Source organism: [Empedobacter] haloabium (genome assembly GCA_008011715.2).
GTDB classification, from domain to species: domain Bacteria; phylum Pseudomonadota; class Gammaproteobacteria; order Burkholderiales; family Burkholderiaceae_D; genus Rugamonas; species Rugamonas haloabia.
Genome location: CP136508.1, coordinates 5885089 through 5907034 on the forward strand (window position 1 = coordinate 5885089; position 21946 = coordinate 5907034).

Annotated in this window: 14 protein-coding genes; all 14 read right to left on the reverse strand. The window is 67.6% G+C overall.

The window, feature by feature from the left end:
- Positions 1 to 15: 15 nt before the first annotated feature.
- A complete protein-coding gene (locus E7V67_025595; GenBank protein WUR13023.1) occupies positions 16 to 1392 on the reverse strand; it encodes an amidase in 1377 nt (458 codons plus the stop codon).
- Complete coding sequence (locus E7V67_025600; protein ID WUR13024.1) at positions 1389 to 2546, reverse strand: N-acetyl sugar amidotransferase; 1158 nt, start codon at positions 2544 to 2546, stop codon at positions 1389 to 1391. The genes E7V67_025595 and E7V67_025600 overlap by 4 nt, the downstream gene beginning before the upstream one ends.
- Positions 2543 to 3481, reverse strand: a complete 939-nt coding sequence (locus tag E7V67_025605; GenBank protein ID WUR13025.1) for a hypothetical protein — start codon at positions 3479 to 3481, stop codon at positions 2543 to 2545. Before E7V67_025605 ends, E7V67_025600 begins: the two co-directional genes overlap by 4 nt.
- On the reverse strand, positions 3475 to 4005 hold the full coding sequence (locus E7V67_025610; GenBank protein ID WUR13026.1) for a GNAT family N-acetyltransferase: 531 nt from the start codon (positions 4003 to 4005) through the stop codon (positions 3475 to 3477). Before E7V67_025610 ends, E7V67_025605 begins: the two co-directional genes overlap by 7 nt.
- Positions 4006 to 4016: 11 nt before the next feature.
- Complete coding sequence (locus E7V67_025615; protein WUR13027.1) at positions 4017 to 5318, reverse strand: DegT/DnrJ/EryC1/StrS family aminotransferase; 1302 nt, start codon at positions 5316 to 5318, stop codon at positions 4017 to 4019.
- Entirely contained in the window at positions 5315 to 6301 is a 987-nt protein-coding gene (locus E7V67_025620; protein ID WUR13028.1) for a Gfo/Idh/MocA family oxidoreductase, read from the reverse strand. Before E7V67_025620 ends, E7V67_025615 begins: the two co-directional genes overlap by 4 nt.
- A 4-nt stretch (positions 6302 to 6305) precedes the next feature.
- Positions 6306 to 7352, reverse strand: a complete 1047-nt coding sequence (gene pseI / locus E7V67_025625) for a pseudaminic acid synthase (protein ID WUR13029.1) — start codon at positions 7350 to 7352, stop codon at positions 6306 to 6308.
- Between the two features lie 16 nt (positions 7353 to 7368).
- Positions 7369 to 8916: a UDP-2,4-diacetamido-2,4,6-trideoxy-beta-L-altropyranose hydrolase gene (pseG, locus tag E7V67_025630; protein ID WUR13030.1), complete on the reverse strand. Its 1548-nt coding sequence runs from the start codon at positions 8914 to 8916 to the stop codon at positions 7369 to 7371.
- Positions 8916 to 9608 carry a pseudaminic acid cytidylyltransferase gene (gene pseF, locus E7V67_025635; GenBank protein ID WUR13031.1) on the reverse strand — a complete coding sequence of 231 codons (693 nt, stop codon included), beginning with the start codon at positions 9606 to 9608 and terminating at the stop codon, positions 8916 to 8918. Before pseF ends, pseG begins: the two co-directional genes overlap by 1 nt.
- Positions 9605 to 10756 (reverse strand): UDP-4-amino-4,6-dideoxy-N-acetyl-beta-L-altrosamine transaminase, encoded by a 1152-nt coding sequence (gene pseC / locus E7V67_025640; GenBank protein WUR13032.1) that lies wholly within the window; start codon positions 10754 to 10756, stop codon positions 9605 to 9607. Before pseC ends, pseF begins: the two co-directional genes overlap by 4 nt.
- Positions 10753 to 11760, reverse strand: coding sequence for a UDP-N-acetylglucosamine 4,6-dehydratase (inverting) (pseB, locus tag E7V67_025645; GenBank protein WUR13033.1), 1008 nt, complete (start codon positions 11758 to 11760; stop codon positions 10753 to 10755). The genes pseC and pseB overlap by 4 nt, the downstream gene beginning before the upstream one ends.
- A gap of 128 nt (positions 11761 to 11888) precedes the next feature.
- The gene (locus E7V67_025650) at positions 11889 to 13247 is read right to left on the reverse strand and encodes an HlyD family type I secretion periplasmic adaptor subunit (GenBank protein ID WUR13034.1); all 1359 of its coding nucleotides are present in this window, start codon (positions 13245 to 13247) and stop codon (positions 11889 to 11891) included.
- Positions 13220 to 15361 carry a peptidase domain-containing ABC transporter gene (locus E7V67_025655; protein ID WUR13035.1) on the reverse strand — a complete coding sequence of 714 codons (2142 nt, stop codon included), beginning with the start codon at positions 15359 to 15361 and terminating at the stop codon, positions 13220 to 13222. Before E7V67_025655 ends, E7V67_025650 begins: the two co-directional genes overlap by 28 nt.
- A 268-nt stretch (positions 15362 to 15629) precedes the next feature.
- Entirely contained in the window at positions 15630 to 21545 is a 5916-nt protein-coding gene (locus E7V67_025660; GenBank protein ID WUR13036.1) for a heme utilization protein, read from the reverse strand.
- Positions 21546 to 21946: the final 401 nt, after the last annotated feature.

Here is a 21946-nt window from a genome sequence, read left to right on the forward strand (position 1 = left end):
CCTGACTTAGCAGTATTATGCGGTAAACGGCGGCAGCGCCGTATTGGCGCCGATGATGCCATTGGCCTGCAGGTGCCGCGCGAAGTCCAGCAGCAGGTAGTCGTTGTAGCGCCGGCTGAAGATCTGCGCGCCGAACGGCAGGTCCAGCGGGCCCTTGAACACGGGCAGGTTCAGGGTCGGCACGCCGCACAGCGTCCAGATCAGGCAGTTGTCCGGCCGGTCCACCGATTCCAGTCCCTGCAGCGCCTCGCCCCCCGTCGACAGGTCGACGATGATGTCATAGCGGCCGTTGAGGAAATCGTCCAGCTCGTGCGCCAGCGCGGTCTGGCGTTTCAGCGCTTCCTGGTACTGCGCCACGCTGACGTCGTTGCCGCGCGTGACGATGTCGTACATGACCGGGCTGACCAGCGTGTGTGCCGCGAACTCTTCCTTGAAGTAGTAGGCCAGCGCGCGGTCGTAGATCGTGCCGTGGATCGCGTGCGCCTGGTTGAAACTCTCCGGCAGCACCACGTCGCTGACCTCCAGGCCCGGCACCTCGCGCAGGCGGCGGCCGAAGTCGGTCAGTGCCTGCTGCGCGTACGGCTCGGCATCGTCCCAGCGCGGACCGCGCAGCACGCCCACGCGCCACGGCCGGTCGCCGATCTGCTGGCGCGCCGGGTCGTTCAGGATCTCGTGCGCGATCGGGAAGTCGATGCCCTTCACGCGGATCGTGTCGAACATCAGCGCGGCGTCGTCGACGTTGCGGGCGAACACACCCACCGTGTCGAGCGTGTCGGTGGTCTTCAGCATCGCCGTGCGCGGCACCAGGCCGAACGAGGGCTTGAAGCCGATCACGCCGCAATAGCTGGCCGGACGGATGATGGAACCGGCCGTCTGCGTGCCCAGTGCCACCGGCACCATGTGCGCGGCGACGCCGGCGGCCGAGCCGCTCGACGACGTGCCGGGGATGTACGACAGGTGGTGCGGATTGCAGGTAGGACCCGGGGCGTGGACGGCGAATTCCGCCGTCACGGTCTTGCCCAGCATCGTCGCGCCGGCCATGCGCAGGTAGTGCACCACGCGCGCATCGTTCCCGGGCGTGAAGTCCTTGAAGATGGGGCTGCCCATCTGGGTCGGCATGTCGCTGGTGTTGAAGATGTCCTTGACGCCCACCGGCAGGCCGCACAGCTTGCCGCCGGTGCCGGCCGCCAGGTGGCGGTCGGCCTCGTCGGCCTGGCGCAGCGCCAGCTCGGGGTCGAGGTAGGTCCACGCGTGGATCTTGCTCTCGTTGCGGGCGATGCTGTCCAGCAGGGCCTGCGTCACCTCGCGGGCGCTGACGGCGCGGCTCTGCAGCAGCGGCAGCAGCTCGGTCGCGGTGGCCGCCGCCAGGTCCATCGGCGTGCGCGCGTTCATGCCTTCACCTGCGAAGCGCGGTAGGCTTGCACGGCCTCGTTGAAGGCGGCGTCCGTCAGGCCGCCGCCGGCGGTGACCTTGGCGCGGTGTTCGCGCATCACGGCGTTGAATTCGTCTTCCGTGAAGCCCGTGATGCTGAGGTAGTAGTCCAGCGCCGGCGGGCGTTCCGTGTCCGTCTTCTTGGCCAGCTCGAACGCTTCCTCGCGCGTCAGCAGGCCCGCGCGCACGTCCTGGCTGGCGTGGTCGGTGCCGCGGCCGAAACCGCGCTTGAGGAACTTGGTGTAGTCGTGCACGCCGGCCATGCGGCACTCGACGCTCTTGTAGTTCTTGTACGTGCCCTCGACCTTGTCTTCCTTCCAGCCGTACACGTCGCGCACGAATTCCATCTGGCGCTCGTCGTCCCAGAAGATGAAGTCGCCCAGGTGGATGCCGGTGACGCCCAGCGCCTCGATATCTTCGACGGACGGCAGCTTGAAGGCCGACATCTCGCGCAGGCTGATCTCGCTGTTGACCATCTCCTCCGGGTAGCGCTTGGCCGACACCTGCGTGAAGTAGTCGCGGTCGAACTTGCGCACCGGATTGCGGTGGGTGGCGCGGCCGGAGGCCTCGGCGATCGATTCGCCCCAGATCAGCAGCGGAATCTTGTAGCGCACCGCCGTCTGCATCGGGAACGCGCCCACGCCGGAGTGGCAATGCCAGCAGGCGTCGCCGATCTTGAACAGCGACTGGCGCGCCAGGCGGTTCACCAGCGAGCGGCTGGGCGAGAACATGACGTGGTCGACGTCGAACTTCTCCAGGCAATTCTGCAGGTTGTACTTGCCCGTCTCCGTGAACCAGGTGTGGCTGAACGTGACGGCCAGCGCGCGCATGCCATACACCTTGGTCAGCACGTGCAGCTGGAACGTGGAATCCTTGCCGCCCGAGATAGGGATGATGCAATCGTATTCGTTGTTCAGGCTCTTGTAGTAATCGAGGATCTTGCGCAGTTCCTTTTCCCGTTCGACCCAGTTGATGCGGATCTTCTGCTCGGACGACTGGCAGGCCTGGCAGATGCCCATCTCGTCGAATTGCATCCCTTCGTTCGTCTCGGGCATGCAGCAGCGCGCGCAGTATTTGATATCGGGGAACAGTGGCTGACCGTAGGTATTGATCATGATAGTGCACCTTCAGTGGTAGAAGCGCGCGGCCCTTCCGCGTGCGACAGTAAATCGGATAAACGGACGATGTCCGGATGCGGCAGCACGCACGGCGGCGCCCACGGCGGCACGCTGCTGACGACTTGCTTGCCGGCGGCCAGCGCCACGACCATCGCGTAGGTCTGGCAGCCGGCCACCGTGTCGGCCCACGCCAGCGCCTCGGCCAGCGACAGCGCCGGGTCGATGGCCGCGTTCAGCGCCGCGTGCCGCGCAAGCCAGGCGTCGTACTTGCCAGGCGGGTCGGAAGGATGCGGCCGCAAATGCAGCGTGCAGCCTTCCAGGCCAAGGCGCGCCAGGTGCTCGACAAAAAAGTCCAACGCCAGGAACTCGCCCGGCTGCGACAGCTGGCCCCACGTATCGCGCAGCGGCTCCAGCACATACAGCACCCGCGCCGCCATGCTTCCCGTGCCGGCCGCCGCCGCCAGCGCGCGCACCTGCGCGGCCTGCCGCTCCAGGTACACGTTCGGCTGCTCGGTCACGGGCACGCCCGGGAACGTGGCCTCGGCCAGCGCACGCGCATGGGGATCGGTCACCCACAGCGCATCGGGCAGCACCGTTTCGCCATGGCGCTCGAACCGTTGCGGGTAATTGGTCCAGTGATCGATCACCGCCAGGGAGATCAGACCACGGTCGCGCGCGGCGCGGCGCGCGTCATGTTCCAGGTCGGTCGCCCAGCCGGTGCCGCTCAACACGGCGGCGGCGCCGTCCAGCGCGGCGTCCAGCGTCAGCACCGGTCCCCGTTCGCCCCACAGCTTCGCCGCCGGGCCGGCCACGCACGCCCGGATCGCGCCGGCAGGGCCCAGCAGGCCGGCGTCGTACCAGGCCAGCAGGTGGTTGAACGCGCCGGCATCGTGCGCCACCAGCGCGAGGGGATAATGGGCCGGAGTCAGCATGGGCTGTTGAAGCGGGCAAAGTACAGGATGTCCTGCGGTTGGCCGTCGACCAGTTCCTGGCCCACGCGCACGCCGTCCGGCTGCATGCCGCAGGCCTGCATGATCTTCACCATCGCCACGTTGCAGCGCAAGGTGCCGCCGGTGACCTTGCGGGTGCCTTGCGCCAGCAGGTAGTCCAGCATCGTCGCCCAGGCATCGCGGCCGAGGCCACGGCCGCCGGCACCGATCATCAGGCCGATATCGGCCGTGCCATGCACCGCCGAGCGATACACCGACATCGTGCCGACCAGCCGTCCCGCGTGACGGATCGCCATGAACAGGTTGCCGCTGCCGGCGAAACTGGCCACGTAGGCGCGGCACGTGTCCTCGCTGTGCGTGCGGAAGCGCTGGCTGCTGTACTTCATCAGCTCGCGGTCGTTCAGCCAGCCCACATAGTCCGGGCCGATATCGGCCGCCGTGAACGGCTGCAGCGTCACGCGTTGGCCCTGCAACAGCAGGCCGCTTTCGTCACCCGGTTGGTACATGGCTGGACTCCTCAAGCAGCCGGCAGTTCGTCTTTGTGGCGCAGCACCTTGCGGATGGCGGCGGCGAAGTCGTCGATGTCCGCTTCCGTCAGCGGCTCGCGCACCAGCATCGTCAGCAGCATCTGCTCCTCGTGCAGCTTTTCCACCACCGGGCAGGAGCCCTTGCTGTAGTCGTACCTCACGTCCGGATTGACGGTCCACGGGAAGCCCTTGCCGCCGATGGCGATTTTCTTCTGGTACAGCTGCGCCAGGTACAGCGGGCGCACGTAGGCCGGCGACAGGCCGACCTGCTCCGGGTGGCCCGGCGTGGGCAGCTCGGCGTTCACGGCGCGCACGAACAAGGCGCGCGGGATGCCCGTCACGGTCGCGTCGTACTTGATCGGATACACGTAGTACGCATGTTCGGCACCGTCGGCCACGCGTGCGGTCTGGATGCCTTCGATGCCGGCCAGCGCCTGCTCCAGGTGGCGCGCCAGCTTGCGGCGCTGCTCCAGGTAGGCGTCCAGCCGGTCCAGCTGGACGATGCCGATGGCGGCCTGCAGCTCCGTCAGGCGGTAGTTACTGCCGAGCATATTGGTCAGGTCCTGCACGCCGTGCGCCTCGACCAGGTTTTCCGCATGGTTGCGGATCAGCTGGCAGCGCAGCGCCACGTCGTCGTTGTTGGTGACGAGCATGCCGCCTTCGCCCGTGTGGATGTGCTTGTGGTAATTCAGGCTGAAGCCGCCCACGTCGCCGATGGCACCGACCGGCTTGCCCTTGTACAGCACGCCGGGCGACTGCGCGCCGTCCTCGATCACCTTCAGGTTGTGCTGGCGCGCCAGCGCCATGATCGGGTCCATGTCGCAGGCCTGGCCGAAGATGTGCACCAGCATGATGGCCTTGGTGCGCGGCGTGATGCGGGCGGCGATCGTCTCGGCCGTCAGGTTGTACGTGTCCGGGTCGACGTCGGCAAACACGGGGATGCCGCCGTAGAACAGGATGGCGGTGGCGCTGGCGGACATCGTGTACGGCGACACGATCACCTCGTCACCGGGGCCGATGCCCATCGCGCCGACCGCCGTCATCAGGCCGGTCGTCCACGAGTTGACGGAGATGGCGTGCTTGAAGCCGTACTTGTCGGCCCACTTGCGCTCGAATTCCTTGACCTTCGGACCGCCCAGCCACTGGTCGCCCGGGCTGCCGAAGAAGGACGACAGCTGGTCGCTGTCCATCACCTCGTTGACGGCCTGCTTCTCCTCGGCGCCCATCGTGCGGCGCAGCGTGAACGGGGCGGTGCGCAGCGGGGTGCCGCCGGCGATTGCAAGGTTTTTCATGCTGACATCCTTCCAAGACTTTCATCGATGATCTGCTGTACGTGTTCCAGCGTGGCCAGCGCGGCATTGCCGTCGCACAGCACGTGCGGCTGCCCGGCCAGCGCGGCGGCCAGCTGGTCGGCCACGTGCCACTGGTAGCGCTGCATGCCCGTGGGCAGCTCCCGCGCCTGCGGCGCCAGGGTGCGGTAGCCCGCCAGCGCCCCGGCCTCGGCCGGCTGCCACAGCACCAGCCGCCCGCCCTGTTCGTAACGCAGGCGGCCGTTGCCGGCCACCAGCTCGATCGTGTAATGCGAGAATGCTTCCTCGCGCGCCGCCAGCATCGTCACGTTGCCTTGCGCGAAGCGCAGTTGCACATCCGGTTCGGCGTCGTCGTCATGCCACGGCCGCCCCGCTGCGATCAGCTGGTAGCCCGCCAGGGGCCCCAGCCAGTATTCCAGCAGGTTGACGAAATGGGAACCGTTGTGACGCAGACCTTTCGAGTACCAGCATACGCCCTTCACGGGTCCGGTTATCGCACCGCTGCGCAGCCGCTCGGCCACGGCGATGACGGCGCTGTCGGAACGGCGCATATAGTTGACGTAGAGCGCGACGTCGCGCCCGGCGCAGGCGGCCACCATGGCGCGCGCCTCGTCGAGGCTGTCCGCCAGCGGCTTTTCGCACAGCACCGCGCGCGGCTGGCGCGCCGCCAGCACTGCGCGCAGCACGGCGCCATGGGCCGGCGTGGGCACGGCGATGACGAGCACGTCCACCGCCACCTGGGCCGCCAGCGCTTCCTCGACGGTGGCGTAAGCCGGCGCGCCGTAATGCCGGGTGAACGTGGCGCGGCTGTCCGGGTTGCCATCGACCCCGGCCGCCAGCCGGTAGGCCGCATGGCGGTCGAACGCCCGCGCATGCGAATAGATGCTGGCCTCGTCCAGCTGCAGGTCGTAGCCGACGCCGATCTGGCCCAGGCCCACCAGCAATACCCGCAACGGTGCGGTCACGGGTTCAGCCACCCAGCAGGTCCCAGTTCATCGGCGTGCCGGCCGCCACGTCGCGGTTGACCTTGCGGCCCAGCAGCAGCTCGTAGTACTTCGGCGGCAGGCCCAGGCCCGGGCGCACGCAGCGCAGGTTTTCCTGCGTCAGCACGGTGCCCGCCGGGATGTCCTGCGCGATGTAGATCGAGCGGCGGAACACCAGCGATTTCTTCTCCGCCTCGGTCGGGCCATAGGTGACCTGGCCCAGCGATTGCCAGGCGCGCTCGCTCTCGACCACCAGCGCGGCCAGCTCTTCCGGCTCCATCGAGAACGTGGAGTCGACGCCACCATCGGCGCGGCGCAGCGTGAAGTGCTTCTCGATCACGGTGGCGCCATGGGCCACCGCGGCGATCGACGCGCCCAGGCCCATCGTGTGGTCCGACAGGCCCACCTGGCAGTTGAACAGGGTGCGCATGTGCGGGATCGTCAGCACATTGGTATTGGCCGGCGTGGCGGGATAGGTGCTGGTGCACTTGAGCAGGATCAGGTCCTGGCAGCCGGCCTCGCGCGCGGCGCGCACGGCTTCGTCCAGCTCGGCGATGCTGGCCATGCCGGTCGACATGATGATCGGCTTGCCCGTCGCGGCGACGCGGCGGATCAGCGGCAGGTGGATGTTCTCGAACGATGCGATCTTGTAGCAAGGCACGTTCAGGCTTTCCAGGAAGTCCACGGCGGATTCGTCGAACGGCGTCGAGAAGCAGATCATGCCCAGCGCGTTGGCGCGCTCGATGATCGGTGCGTGCCACTCCCATGGCGTGTAGGCCTGCTGGTACAGCGCGTGCAGGTTGTTGCCCTTCCACAGGCTGTTCTCGTCGCGGATCGTGAACTCGCCGCTGGTCAGCGCCAGCGTCATCGTGTCCGCCGTGTAGGTTTGCAGCTTGAGCGCGTGCGCGCCGGCCTTGCCGGCCGCGTCGACGATGGCCAGCGCGCGGTCGAGCGACTGGTTGTGGTTGCCCGACATCTCGGCAATGATGAAGGGAGCGGCGCCGGGGCCAATGGTTCGGTTCTGGATTTGCATGGTATGTGCCTTCATGTCACGCCTGGATGCGCTGTCGGTAAATATCGAATTCGTGGCGGTAGCCGGCGCTGGCGAAGGCCGCGCTGGATGCCAGGTTGTCGGGGCGGATGACGGCCTCGATCGTGTCGACCCCGGGCCAGTGACGGGCCACCCAGGCGCTGCCCTGGGCCAGCAGGGCGGGACCGATGCCCTTGCCGAGATAAGCGGGCGTCAGGTACACCGAAACGGTGGCCTGCGCCCCGCTACGATCATACCGCAAGACGCCCGCCGCACGCCCGTCGATTTCTCCCAGAAGCAACACTCGTTCCGTATCGGTTAACACTTTGGCAAACCACTCGCGGTGCGCCTCGAGCGCGACGGGGCGGGTGTCGCCGGACACGCGCCGGATCGCCTCCGCGTTGCGCCACGCGTGGATGTCGTCGCAGTCGGCCATCGTCGCGCGCCGCAGCGTGAGGCTGTCCGCCAGGCCCTGGGCCACCAGCCGGCGCGCCACGCGGTCGGCACCCTGCCCGTCCACCAGCGCCAGGCCGGTCGCGCTCATGTGGCGCAACAGCCCCGGCGACGTGCGTGCCACCTGCAGCGCGGCCGCCAGGCGGGCACCGTTGTCCGGGCCCGATTCGCCCAGGTACAGCGTGCCGCCGATGTCGGCCAGCGCAGTGCAGCCTGGCCGTTGGTTCTCCGCCAGCGCCAGCGCGATGGTCGGCAGGCCGACACTGCAGCGCTCCCACATCGCGCCGCCGCCGGCGCCGATGGCCAGGTCAGCCTGCGCCATCAGGGCCGCCACGTTGTCGACCTGGCGGTGCAGCCGCACGCCCGGCAGCGCGGCGCACTGGCGCGCCAGGGCTGCGTGATGAGGATTGGCGCCGCCGATGACGACGTCCGTTTCGATGTTGTCCATGCCGGCCAGCGCGGCCAGCACGCTGCCGGTGTCGTTGTGCTGGTCGGCGCCACCGAGGAACACGAACAGGCGACGCACGCTGCCGTCGCGCGCGGCCAGCGCGGCGCGGGCGGCGGCGAATTCCGCGCGCAGCAGCGCATAGCGCGGGCCGCACAGCCGGGCGCAATGGGCGGGAACGAGGCCGTCGTAGCGTGCCGCGCCGGCCGGCGCCAGGTTCTGGTCCAGCAGCACGTCGCAGTCGTGCACGCGGTCGGCCAGGTCGTCGATGACGAGGATGTGCCCGACGGCCGGGCGCAACAGGCGCTGCCACGTTTCATCGATGCCGTAGTGATCGACGATCAGCCAGTCGGGACGCTGCCCTGACAGCAGCGCCAGCGTGTCGGCCGCGTCCTGCGCCTGGGTCGCGCCCAGCCAGCCGGCGTGACCAGGCGCCGCGAAGGTCGCATCCGGCGCGGGCAGCAGGTCGACGGCAAAGCCGCGCGCGGCGATCAGGTCGGAGAGGTGGCCGCCATGGGCGCGGCAGATGAAACGCACGACGGCGCCCAGGGCGCGCAGCCGGTCGGCCAGGGTCAGGCAGCGCATCACGTGGCCGGTGCCGATCGCGGGCGCCGCGTCGGCGCGGATGACGACGTGCAGCGCGGGAGTTTGCGGGCCGCTGGCCGGCATCAGTCCTCGATCCCCGCGAACGCCTGGAACGCCAGCTCGGCGCGGCGCCAGTCGTCCGGCGTGTCGATGTCCACCGCGCGCCATTCCGGAATCACGAGGCCCTTGCCGTTCTCGTGCGGCGACTGGCCGCGTTGCCAGGCGGCGGCCGTGCCCCAGTAGAACTGGCCGGCGTCGTAGTAGCCCGGTTCCAGGTCCTGGGTGCGGGTGCGCACGAATTCCGGATTGAACGGCGCCATCTTGCCATCCGCGCCGCGGCGCAGCGCGCGCTGCACGGCGGCCGGGAACGGCGCCACCGTGAAGGCATAGTCGGCGTCGCCCGCGTCCAGCAACGCATGCGCCGCGCGCAGGTCCGCCACGCGCAGCAGCGGCACGCCCGGGTAGATGCAGCACACCTGCGTGGCCTGCCAGCCCAGCGCCGCGCAGGCGTCGATCGCATGGGCGATCACGGGGACGGTGCCGGCATGGTCGTCCGACAGCTCGGGCGGCCGCATGAACGGCACCTCGGCGCCGAACTGGCGCGCGATGGCCGCGATCTCGTCGTCGTCGGTGCTGACGACGATGCGGTCGAACAGGCCGCTTTCCTGGGCCGCGCGGATCGCGTAGGCGATCATCGGCTGGCCGGCGAACGGCTTGATATTTTTGCGCGGGATGCGCTTGCTGCCGCCGCGCGCGGGGATGATCGCCAGTCTCATGTGAGCTCCGCGCGCAGTGCCGCCACCACCGCATCCTGCTCCGCCTCGGTCAGGCTGTAGAACATCGGCAGGCTGATGGCGCCGGCGTAATACCGTTCGGCGTTGGGGAACTGGCCGGGCTGGAAGCCGCGCGCCTGGTAGTAGGGCTGGTTCGGCACCGGGATGTAGTGCACGTTGACGCCGATGCCGGCGGCGCGCAGGCCCTCGAACACCTTCAGGCGGCCGTGGCGGGACTTCGCCTCGTCGATCCACACCGGGTACAGGTGGTACGAGGAGGTGCCGTTCGGGTCCTGCTTCGGCACCTGCAGCGGCAGGTCCGCCAGCAGGCGGTCGTAGCGCGCGGCCAGCTCGCGCCGGCGCGCCACGAACGTGTCGAGCCGGTCCAGCTGCGACACGCCCAGCGCGGCCTGGATATCGGTCATGCGGTAATTGAAGCCCAGCTCCTGCTGCTCGTAGTACCACGGCCCGTGCGCCGCCGTCAGCGCGGCATCGCGCACCATGCCGTGCGAGCGCAGACGCTGCAGGCGCTCGCGCATCACGGGACTGTTGGCCATCACCATGCCGCCCTCGCCGGTCGTCAGGATCTTCACCGGGTGGAAGCTGAACACGGTCATGTCGCTGTACTGGCAGTTGCCCACCTTGCCGCCGCAGTAGTCCGCGCCGATCGCGTGCGACGCGTCCTCGATGACCTTGAAGCCGTACTCGCTGGCCAGGCGGGCGATGCCGGCCATGTCGCAGGACTGCCCGGCGAAGTGCACGGGAATCACGACCTGCGGCAGCCGGCCCGCGGCGCGCGCGGCCATCAGCTTGACCTCCAGCGCCCACGTGCTCATGTTGTAGGTGCCCGGATCGATGTCGACGAAGTCGACGTCCGCACCGCAGTACAGGGCGCAGTTGGCGGAAGCGAGGAAGGTGTTCGGCGACGTCCACACCAGGCTGCCCGGCCCCACGTCCAGCGCCAGGCAGGCGATGTGCAACGCGGCCGTGGCGTTCGCCACCGCGACGCCGTAGGCGGCGCCGCAATAATGCGCGACCTTGCGCTCGAATTCGTCGATGCTGGGCCCCTGGGTGATCCAGTCGGAGCGCAGCACCTTGACGACGGCCGCGATGTCCTCGTCGGAGATGCTCTGGCGGCCGTAGGGAATCACTGTTCGGTCCCCAGGCCGAGTTGCACCAGGGCCTTCAGGCCCGCCTCGTCCAGCACATCCGGATTGGTGCCGGAGCTGTATTCGAAGCCGTCCGCCACAGGTTCGCCGTGCTCGCCGCAGCCGTTGTTGGCATAGTCGGGCCGCGTGGTGAACGCGATCGACGGCTGGATCACGAAGTGGTCGTGGAACTCCAGCGTCAGGCGCGAGTCGTCCACCGGGCACATCACTTCATGCAGCTTCTCGCCGGGGCGGATGCCGATGACCTTGGTGGGCAGGTGCGGCGCCATCACCTTGGCCAGTTCCAGCACGGTGGCCGACGGGATCTTCGGCACGAAGATCTCGCCGCCCTGCATGCGTTCGAAATTGCGGATGACGAAGTCCACGCCTTGCTGCAGGGTGATCCAGAAGCGCGTCATGCGCTCGTCCGTGATCGGCAGCTCGGTGGCGCCGCTGTTGAGCAGGCGCTGGAAGAACGGAATGACGGAGCCGCGCGAGCCCACCACATTGCCGTAGCGGACCACGGCAAAGCGGGTCGGACGGTTGCCGACCATGTTGTTGGCGGCCACGAACAGCTTGTCGGAGGCCAGCTTGGTGGCGCCGTACAGGTTGATCGGGCTGGCCGCCTTGTCGGTCGACAGCGCGATGACCTTTTCCACGTTCGCGGCCAGCGCGGCGTGGATGACGTTCTCGGCGCCGTAGATATTGGTCTTGATGCACTCCATCGGGTTGTACTCGGCCACCGGCACGTGCTTCAGCGCGGCCGCGTGGATCACGTAGTCGACGCCGTCCATGGCCTGCATCAGGCGCGCCTGGTCGCGCACGTCGCCGATGAAGTAGCGCATCTGCGGCGCATTGTAGGTCTGGGCCATCTCGAACTGCTTCAGTTCGTCGCGCGAGTAGATGATGACTTTCTTCGGCTGATAGCGCTCGAGGATGGTCCTGGTGAACTGCTTTCCGAAGGAACCCGTACCGCCGGTAATCAGAATGGTTTTATTGTTAAGCATGATTTTCCTTGTCCCTCAAAATGGAGTCCTCGCCAGACTGCGCATTATGCCCGCTGGCCCAGACGTTCAACCCATGGAACAGAGCCGGTAAACCGGCCCAATTGCACAGGAGGCTACTGACACCGCGGTCACGGCTCGCGGATCGACTCGTTGACCGACTTCTTCAACGGCCACAACAGGTACGACATCACCGTGCGCTTGCCCACCACGATCTCCGCCTTCAAGGTCATGCCCGGCAGCAGGCGCGCCTGCGGCGTCATATTCGTCAAGGTGGCGCCCTTCTGCAGCGCGATCCGGCTCAGGTAGTACGCGCCCTGCGCGCCGCCCTGCTGGTTCTCGCGCCGGAACGCGTCCTCGCTGATCGTGCGCACCGTGCCGGGCAGGTCGCCATGGCGCTGGTACGGGAACGCGTCGAGTTTCAGGTGGACCGGATGACCGACGCGGATATAGCCCACGTCGAGCGACTCGATCTGCACCTCGGCCTCCAGCTCGGCCGCCAGCGGCACCAGCGTGAAGAACGGCTCGGCTTCGCGTGCGATCGAGCCGGGCGACAGCTTGGCCACCTCCAGCACCACCGCATCGGCCGGCGCCACCATGCTGACCATCTGCCGGCGGCGGTCGGCCTTGGCCACCTGCTCGTTCAGCGTGTCGCGCTCGCGCGTCACGGCCAGCAGGTCTTCCAGGGTCTTCTGGCGCCAGCCCTTGCTGAAGGCGGACAATTCCGATTCCTGGCCGGCCAGCTCGCGCTTGATCTCCTGCTCGCGGTTCTTCGCCAGCAGCTGGTCGCGTTCGACCTCCAGCCGGCGGTCGCGCGCTTCCAGCAGCTTCATGCGGGCGCCATATTGCTGGGCGACGAGCTTCTCCTGCATCGCTTCCATTTCGGCCACCGACTTCAGGCGCGAGGCGAGCACTTCCTGGTCGCGCTGGTTGGTCTCCAGCGAGGCGCGCAGGCGCGCCACGTTTTCCTCGATGCGGCGCTTCTGCGCCTCGAAGTTGGCACGCCGTTCGCTGGCCAGGCGCTGCTGCAGCTGGCTGTCCGCGTCCGCGCCGGCACCGCGCCCGGCGGCGCCGCCCAGTTCCGCCGTCAGGCTGGCGATCTGCGTGTCCAGGCTTCTCAGGCGCGCGCGCAACTGGTCTTCGTCCGCCTGGGCAAACGTGGGGTCGAGCGTGGCCAGCACCTCGCCCTTGCGCACGACCTGGCCCTGGCGCACGTTGATGCGCTGCACGATCGACGTCTCCAGCGGCTGCAGCAGGATATTCGGCAGCGGATTGACGAGGCGGCCGTCGGCCACGACGACCTGGTCCACTTCGGAGAAGCTGGCCCACAGCGCCGCCACCAGGAGGCCGGTGGCCAGCACGGGCACCGTGATGCGGGCATACAGCGGCAGCGGGCGCAGTTCGATCTCGTCCGCGTCGGGCAGGAATTCGACGTCGGGCTTGCGCGCGTTGGCGCCGCCTTTTACAGATGACTTGTTTGCTGGTTCCATAAGTGCTGATAGGTGTCGCTGCGCTGCAGCAGTTCCTCGTGCCGGCCGCTGTCGACCAGTGTACCCCGCTGCATCACGAGGATGGTGTCCGCGTTGACCAGGGTGGAGAGGCGGTGCGAAATCATCACGACGGTGCGGCCGACGGCGATGCGCGACAGGTTGCGGATGAAGATCGCCTCGCTTTCCGGGTCCAGCGCGCTGGCTGCTTCGTCCAGGATCAGGATGCGTGGCTTGGCCAGCAGCGAGCGGGCGATGGACAGGCGCTGCTTCTGGCCGCCGGACAGGTTGGACGCGTTCTCTTCCAGCAGCGTGTCGTAGCCCTGCGGCATGCGCTCGATGAATTCGTCGGCACCGGCCGCGGCGGCCGCCTCGACGATCTCCTCGAACGTGGCATCGGGCTTGGTGGCCGAGATGTTCTCGCGCACGGTGCCGCGGAACAGGAAGTTCTCCTGCAGCACGACGCCGATCTGGCGGCGCAGGTGGCTCAGTTCGATCTCGCGGGCATCGATGCCGTCGAAGCGGACGATGCCCTCGGGCACCGGATACAGGCCCTGGATCAGCTTGGTCAGCGTGGTCTTGCCGGAGCCGCTGCGGCCCACCACGCCAACCACCGTGCCGGCCTTGATCGTGAAGCTGGCGCGGTCCAGCGCGTTGTTGGCGGCGCCCGGGTAGCGGAACGTCACCTGGTCGAAGGTGATGTCGCCTTCCAGCTGCGGGCGCAGGCCGCCCGCGCCGGCGCGCCCCTCCGGCGCGCGGTTCATCACCTCGCCCAGCATCTTCACCGACAGCGCCGTTTCCTGGTACTCGTTGATCAGGCCGACGATGGAAATCAGCGGCGTCGTGACCTTGCTGGTGATCATCTGGAACGCGATCAGCGCGCCCACCGACAGGGTCTGCTCGAACACGTCCTGCGCACCGATGATGATGATGATCACCGGCAGCAGCTTGCCCAGGAAGTCGACGATGGTGTTGCCCGCGATCGAGATCTGGCCCACGCGGAAGTGCGTGTTGATGGACTCGGCCGAACGCTGGTCCCAGGCCTTGCGCTGCGCCGGTTCGATCGCCAGCGCCTTGACGGTGCGCATGCCGTGCACCGTTTCCACCAGCATGCCCTGGCGCTTGCCCTCGGCCGAGTACAGGTCGTTCAGGCGGCGCTGGTACGGCGGCACCATCACGGCCACCACCAGCGCGATCAGCACCGTGAAGGCCAGCGTGATCATGGCCAGCTTGACGGAATAGGTGAACAGGATCGGCAGGAAGATCACCAGCGCCGTCGCATCCAGCGCCGTGAAGAACAGGCGGCCGGTCAGGAAGGCGCGGATCTTTTCCAGCTGCTGCATGTGGCGCGTGATGACGCCGGCCGTGGTGGTCTCGAAATAATCGATCGGCAACGACAGCAGGTGACCGAACGTGCGCCGCGTCAGCCGCATGTCGATCTTGTTGCTGGCGCCCAGCATCAGGATCTGGCGCAGGGCGCTGAAGGTGGCGTCGAACGCCAGCGCGCAGACGATGCCCACGCCCAGCACGGACAAGGTGCTGATGCTCTGGTGCACCAGCACCTTGTCGATGACGAGCTGGAAGAAGATCGGCGACGCCAGCGCCAGGAAGTGCATCGCGATCGCGGCGATGGCGATGTCGCGGAAGGCCGCCTTCTGCTTCAGGATTTCGGGAATGAACCAGCGCAGGCTGAACGGCTGGCTGGGGTCGGTCAGCGCATGCTGGCGCTTGACGAAGATGACCTCGCCCTTCCAGCGCGAGGCGAACTGCTCACGGTTGAGCAGCATGATGCCGGCCCGTTCCTCGAGCGGGTCGAGGATGGCGACCTTGCCGCCGTCGTCCGGCTTGGCGCCGACGATGATGACGGAATTGCCATTGTCGAGCCGGCCGATCAGGGGATACACGCCCTGCTGGCCCAGCAGCGCATCCCAGCTGATGGTCGCGCGCTTGGCCTTCAGGCCGATCTCGTTTGCCATGCGCAGGATCTGCGCAGTCCCCGGCTCTTCCGCCCGCAGCGCGAAGTCTTCGACCAGGCGCTCGGGGTTGATCTGCAGGCCATGATGCTGCGCGATCGCAGTCAGGCACTGTACCGCGGTATGGGAAAATTTTTCTTGCATGGATCCAGGCAGTGTACGCGATGGCATGGCGTTGATTCTACCCTGCCGTTGTGCCCGGACGGAGCGCGTTTCGCCCGCCTGGCACGATTTCAGAAAACCCGCACGCCCGGACCTCAGCCCTACGCCAACGTAAGGCTGAGGTCCGGGCGCGCGGGGCCTAAACCGAAACAAAAACGAAAACGGGCGACGGGGTTAACCGTCGCCCTTGCGCCCCGCTCGCGCGGGGCGATCAGCCGTTATAGCCGATGGATGTTACTGACCGGTGCGATCACTTGCTTGCCAGGAAGCCCTTGTCCGCATCGTTCTGGCCCGGGGCCTTAGGCGTGCCGGTCGCGGCGGCCATGGTGTTGCCACCGAAGCCCGTGCCGTTCGCGTCGAAGCGCTTCAGCGCGTCCGCCATGTTGGCGGCGCTGACCGCGAGGGTCGGCGTGCCGTTGGCGTTCGGCAGCTGCAGCTGGCCGGCCGGGGCGGCGGTACCGTTCGCCTCGGCGCTGAACGCCGCGATCGACTGGGCCATGCCGCTGACCTTGCTGCGCAGGTCGGCACCTTTCTCGACGCTGAACCACACGTCGGCCATTTCATGCGAAGCACCATCCACCGTTTCGAAGCTCGACGTCAGGCCGATCCAGTTGCCGTTGCTGTTCACCGACGTTGCCGTGGCGTTCAGGTTCAGCTTCGAGATGCCGGCATCGGTCAGGCTGCGCAGCTCGCCAGCGTCGGTGACGCCGTCGGCATTGCCGTCCACCCACACCTTCAGCTCGTTGAAGGCCTTGTCGCTGCTGTCGAGCACGCCGTCGGTATTGCCGTCCAGTGCACGCATCGCTTCGTAGCCGTCCTTCGCCTTGCTGCCGTCGGCCAGCGTCACCGCTTCACCGAACAGTTCGCTACCATCGTTGATGACACCGTCACCGTTGATGTCGCGCACCAGCAGTGCGTCGCCTGCACCCACCCAGCCGGTGCTGATCTTCGTGCCGCTGGCCGCCAGGTCGAACTGCACACCGGAGGACATCGACAGCGTCGAGATACCGTCACCGTTCAGGTCCAGCACGATCGGCGTCAGCTTCGGCTGCAACACCGCCAGCTGGGCCGTCGTCAGCGAGGACACCTGCTGCGAGGTCAGCGACTGGGCCTGGGCCGTCGTCAGCGCCTTGATCTGCGACGTCGTCATGCCAGGCAGCTGCGTGGTCGACAGCGCCTGCAGCTGCGAGGTCGTCAGGGCGGCAACACCTGCCGTCTTCAGCGCGGCCAGGTCGGCCGTTTCCAGCGCGGCCAGGTTGGCGGTCGACAGGCCGGTGATCTGGCTCGACGACAGCGCCGCGGCCTGGGCCGTGGTCAGGGACTGCACTTGCGTGCTGCCCAGGGCACCCAGCTGGGTGGTGGACAGGCCGGCGATCGCGCTCGTCTTCAGCGCTTGCAGGTCCGCCGTCTCCATCGCGGCCAGGCTGACAGTCGACAGGGCCGACACTTGCGACGAGGTCATCGCCGCCACCTGGGCCGTCGTCAGTGCCACGATCGAGGTCGAGTTCAGGGCCGCGGCCAGCGAGGCCGTGGACAGCGCGGACATCTGCGCGGTCGTCAGGGCACCCACTTGCGTGCTGGTCAGTGCCGCTACTTGCGTGCTGGTCAGCCCGCTGACAGCCTTCGTGCTCAGCGAACGCAGGTCCGCCGTTTCCATCGCCTGGATGTTGGCGGTGGACAGACCCACCACCTGGGCCGAGGTCAGCGAAGCCGCCTGGGCGGTGCTGAGCGACTGCACCTGCATCGAGGTCAAGGCACCGACTTGCGTCGAGGACAGGCCAGCGATCGTCGAGGTCTTCAGCGCGGCGAAGTCGGTCGTCTCCATCGCGGCCAGGTTGGCCGTGGACAGGGCGGCGATCTGGCGCGAGGTCAGGCCGGCAGCCTGGGTCGACGTCAGGCCGATCACTTGCTGCGAGGTCAGGCCGTTGGCGATCACGCTGGTGGACAGGCCGGACAGCTGGGCGCTCGTCATGGCACCGACTTGCGTCGAGGTCAGGGCGGCGAACTGCGTCGTCGTCAGGCCGGCGATACCGCTGGACTTCAGTGCCACGAAGTCAGCCGTTTCCATGGCGGCCAGGTTGGCCGTGGTCATGGCACCGATCTGGGCCGAGGTCAGCGCGGTTGCCTGCGCCGTCGTCATGCCTTGCACCTGGGCCGAGGTCAGGCCACCGATCTGCGTCGTCGTCAGGGCCATCGTCTGGCCGGTGGTCAGGCTGCCGAACTGCGCCGAGGTCAGCGCGGAGAGCTGCGTCGTCGACAGGCCGGCGATCGCGGAGGTCTTCAGCGCCACCAGGTCGGCCGTTTCCAGCGCGGCCACGTTGGCCGAGGCCAGCGCACCCACTTGCGACGAGGTCAGGGCATTCACCTGGCCGGTCGACATGCTGATGACCTGCTGCGAGGTCAGCGCACCCATCTGGGTCGTCGTCAGGCCGGCCAGTGCCGAGCTCTTCAGTGCAGCGAAGTCGGTCGTTTCCATCGCGGCCAGGTTGGTCGTCGACAGGGCGGCGATCTGGCGCGAGGTCAGGCCAGCCACTTGCGTCGAGGTCAGGCCGATCACCTGCTGCGACGTCAGGCCGGTGGCGATGACGCTGGTGGACAGGGCCGACAGCTGGGCGCTCGTCATGGCGCCGACTTGCGTCGACGTCAGAGCCGCGAACTGCGTGGTGGACAGGCCGGCGATACCGCTGGACTTCAGTGCGACGAAGTCAGCCGTTTCCATCGCGGCCAGGCCAGTCGTGGTCAGGGCACCGATCTGCGTGGACGTCAGGGCCGCTGCCTGGCCGGTGGACAGGCTGATCACCTGTTGCGAGGTCAGCGCGTTGACTTGCGTCGTCATCAGGCCGGCGATCGTCGCGGTCTTCAGCGCGGCGAAGTCGGTCGTTTCCATCGCGGCCAGGTTGGCCGTGGACAGGGCGGCGATCTGGCGCGAGGTCAGGCCGGCGACTTGCGTCGAGGTCAAACCGATCACTTGCTGCGAGGTCAGGCCGTTGGCGATCACGTTGGTGGACAGGCCGGACAGCTGGGAGACAGTCATCGCACCGATCTGGGTCGAGGTCAGGGCGGCAAATTGCGTGGTGGACAGGCCAGCGATGCCGCTGGACTTCAGTGCCACGAAGTCAGCCGTTTCCATGGCGGCCAGGTTGGCCGTGGTCATCGCGCCGATCTGGGTCGAGGTCAGGGCGGTGGCTTGCGCCGTCGTCATGCCCTGCACTTGCGCCGAGGTCAGGCCGCCGATCTGGGTCGACGTCAGGGCCACGGTTTGGGCGGTGGTCAGCGTGCCGAACTGTGCCGAGGTCAGCGCGGAGAGCTGCGTGGTCGACAGGGCGGCGATCGCGGAGGATTTCACGGCGACCAGGTCGGCCGTTTCCAGCGCGGCGACGTTGGCCGAGCTCAGGGCGGCAACCTGGGCCGAACCCAGCGAAGCCACTTGCGCGGTGGACAGGCTGATCACCTGCTGCGAGGTCAGCGCACCCATCTGGGTGGTCGTCAGGCCGGCCAGTGCCGAGCTCTTCAGTGCTGCGACATCGACCGTTTCCATCGCGGCCAGGTTGGTCGTCGACAGGGCGGCGATCTGGCGCGAGGTCAGGCCGGCAACTTGCGTCGAGCTCAGGCCGATCACCTGCTGCGAGGTCAGGCCGTTGGCGATGACGCTGGTGGACAGGCCGGACAGCTGGGCGCTCGTCATGGCGCCGACTTGCGTCGAGGTCAGGGCGGCGAACTGGGTGGTGGACAGGCCGGCGATACCGCTGGACTTCAGTGCCACGAAGTCAGCCGTTTCCATCGCGGCCAGGCCGGCGGTCGTCATCGCGCCGATCTGGGTGGACGTCAGGGCCGCTGCCTGGCCGGTGGACAGGCTGATCACCTGCTGCGTGGTCAGCGCGTTCATCTGGGTCGTGGTCAGGCCGGCGATCGTCGCGGTCTTCAGCGCGGCGAAGTCGGTCGTTTCCATCGCGGCCAGGTTGGTGGTCGACAGGGCGGCGATCTGGCGCGAGGTCAGGCCGGCGACTTGCGTCGAGGTCAGGCCGATCACTTGCTGCGAGGTCAGGCCGTTGGCGATCACGTTGGTGGACAGGCCGGACAGCTGGGCGCTCGTCATGGCGCCGACTTGCGTCGAGGTCAGGGCGGCGAATTGCGTGGTGGACAGGCCGGCGATGCCGCTGGACTTCAGTGCCACGAAGTCAGCCGTTTCCATGGCGGCCAGGTTGGCCGTGGTCATGGCGCCGATCTGGGTCGAGGTCAGGGCGGCGGCTTGGGCCGTCGTCATGCCTTGCACCTGGGCCGAGGTCAGGCCGCCGATCTGGGTCGACGTCAGGGCGATCGTCTGGCCGCTGGTCAGGCTGCCGAACTGGGTCGAGGTCATTGCCGAGAGCTGCGTCGTCGACAGGGCGGCGATCGCGGAGGATTTCACGGCAACCAGGTCGGCCGTTTCCAGGGCGGCAACGTTGGCGGAGGCCAGCGCGGCGAACTGGGCCGAGCTCAGGGCGGCGGCTTGCGCGGACGACAGGCTGATGACCTGCTGCGAGGTCAGGCCACCCATCTGGGTGGTGGTCAGGCCGGCGATGGTGGCGGTCTTCAGCGCGGCGAAGTCGGTCGTTTCCATCGCGGCCAGGTTGGCCGTGGACAGGGCGGCGATCTGGCGCGAGGTCAGGCCGGCGGCTTGCGTCGACGTCAGGCCGATCACTTGCTGCGAGGTCAGGCCGTTGGCGATCACGTTGGTGGACAGGCCGGACAGCTGGGCGCTCGTCATCGCGCCGATCTGCGTCGAGGTCAGGGCGGCGAACTGCGTGGTGGACAGGCCGGCGATGCCGCTGGACTTCAGGGCAACGAAGTCAGCCGTTTCCATGGCGGCCAGGTTGGCCGTCGTCATTGCGCTGATCTGGGCGGAGGTCAGGGCACCGGCTTGTGCCGTCGTCATGCCTTGCACTTGGGCCGAGGTCAGGGCGCCGACCTGGGCCGACGTCAGGGCCGTGGTCTGGCCGGTCGTCAGGCTGCCGAATTGCGTCGAGGTCAGTGCCGACACCTGGGTCGTCGTCATCGCGGCGATGGCGGCGGACTTCAGGGCGACCAGGTCGGCCGTTTCCAGCGCGGCCACGTTGGCCGAGCTCAGCGCGGCCAGCTGGGCGGAACCCAGCGCGGCGGCTTGTGCGGTCGACAGGCTGAGCACCTGCTGCGAGGTCAGGCTGTTCATCTGCTGCGTCGTCAGGCCGGCCAGGGCGGCGGTCTTCAGCGCGGCGAAGTCGGTGGTTTCCATCGCGGCCAGGTTGGACGTCGACAGGGCGGCGATCTGGCGCGAGGTCAGGCCACCGACTTGCGTCGAGGTCAGGCCGATCACTTGCTGCGAGGTCAGGCCGTTGGCGATGACGCTGGTCGACAGGCCGGACAGTTGCGCGCTCGTCATGGCGCCGACTTGCGTCGAGGTCAGGGCGGCGAACTGGGTGGTGGACAGGCCGGCGATACCGCTGGACTTCAATGCCACGAAGTCGGCCGTTTCCATCGCGGCCAGGTTGGCGGTGCTCATCGCGCCGATCTGGGCGGACGTCAGGGCGGCAGCCTGGGACGTCGTGATGCCCTGCACTTGCGCCGAGGTCAGGCCGCCGATCTGGGTCGAGGTCAGGCTGGCGATCGTGGCGGTCTTCAGGGAAGCCAGGTCGGTGGTTTCCATCGCGGCCAGGTTGGTCGTCGACAGGGCGGCGATCTGGCGCGACGTCAGGCTCGCTGCCTGGGTCGAGGTCAGGCCGATCACCTGTTGCGAGGTCAGGCCATTGGCCAGCACGTTGGTGCTCAGGGCACCCAGCTGGCCGGTGGTCAGCGCGCCCACCTGGGTCGAGGTCAGGGCGGCAAACTGCGCGGTGGACAGGTTGGCGATGCCGCTCGTCTTCATCGCCATCAGGTCGGCGGTTTCGATGGCGGCCACGTTTGCCGTGCTCAGCGCACCCAGCTGCGCGGAGCTCAGCGCGGCGGCTTGCGCCGTGCTCAGTGCCTGCACTTGCACGGACGAGAGCGCGGTACCGATGTTGGTGGTGGTCAGGGCCGCGATCTGCTGGGTGGTCAGCGCGGTGATCTGGTCGGATGTCAGCGAGGCCACGTCATCCGTGGTCAGGCCTGCAATGAAAGCCGTTGACAGCGCACGAATCTGCGATGAGCTCAGGCCGGCTAAGTTGGACATTTCTCTCTCCTTGGGAACTGCAAACTGCGATATTTGATGGTGATTTGCCAACCTGGCCGATGCCTTGTGTGGCTTTGCTACCTGCTGCCGCCAGACCCCTCGCTCGCGCTCGCGTATCGGACGGTGCCTGCCTGTGTAATTCTTTACGGCAATTACTCCCGAAACTTGAGAGTTGCTACCGCTAGTTGCCCACTGGCAGGCCAATTTTTTCCAAAGCTTTAGCATGCGGACCTGGCGCTGCGCCCTGTTCACCCAACATTGCTTTGGAGCATGAGGGTAAGGCGACGGGTTTCCCGACTGCATTAAGTAAACACGCTGTTCAGCTCGCCGTTCGGCTTCCAAGGCTTGTTTACGTAAGGCAATACCAAGTCACTGGCGTGAGTATAGCCCAGCAGGTTGCC

Coding starts and splice junctions, on each gene's coding strand:
- E7V67_025600 (WUR13024.1), bottom strand. CDS start 2,546: ATGATCAATACCTACGGTCAGCCACTGTTCCCCGATATCAAATACTGC.
- pseI (WUR13029.1), bottom strand. CDS start 7,352: ATGCAAATCCAGAACCGAACCATTGGCCCCGGCGCCGCTCCCTTCATC.
- E7V67_025610 (WUR13026.1), bottom strand. CDS start 4,005: ATGTACCAACCGGGTGACGAAAGCGGCCTGCTGTTGCAGGGCCAACGC.
- pseG (WUR13030.1), bottom strand. CDS start 8,916: ATGCCGGCCAGCGGCCCGCAAACTCCCGCGCTGCACGTCGTCATCCGC.
- E7V67_025605 (WUR13025.1), bottom strand. CDS start 3,481: ATGCTGACTCCGGCCCATTATCCCCTCGCGCTGGTGGCGCACGATGCC.
- pseF (WUR13031.1), bottom strand. CDS start 9,608: ATGAGACTGGCGATCATCCCCGCGCGCGGCGGCAGCAAGCGCATCCCG.
- E7V67_025655 (WUR13035.1), bottom strand. CDS start 15,361: ATGCAAGAAAAATTTTCCCATACCGCGGTACAGTGCCTGACTGCGATC.
- E7V67_025615 (WUR13027.1), bottom strand. CDS start 5,318: ATGAAAAACCTTGCAATCGCCGGCGGCACCCCGCTGCGCACCGCCCCG.
- E7V67_025650 (WUR13034.1), bottom strand. CDS start 13,247: ATGGAACCAGCAAACAAGTCATCTGTAAAAGGCGGCGCCAACGCGCGC.
- E7V67_025660 (WUR13036.1), bottom strand. CDS start 21,545: ATGTCCAACTTAGCCGGCCTGAGCTCATCGCAGATTCGTGCGCTGTCA.
- pseB (WUR13033.1), bottom strand. CDS start 11,760: ATGCTTAACAATAAAACCATTCTGATTACCGGCGGTACGGGTTCCTTC.
- E7V67_025595 (WUR13023.1), bottom strand. CDS start 1,392: ATGAACGCGCGCACGCCGATGGACCTGGCGGCGGCCACCGCGACCGAG.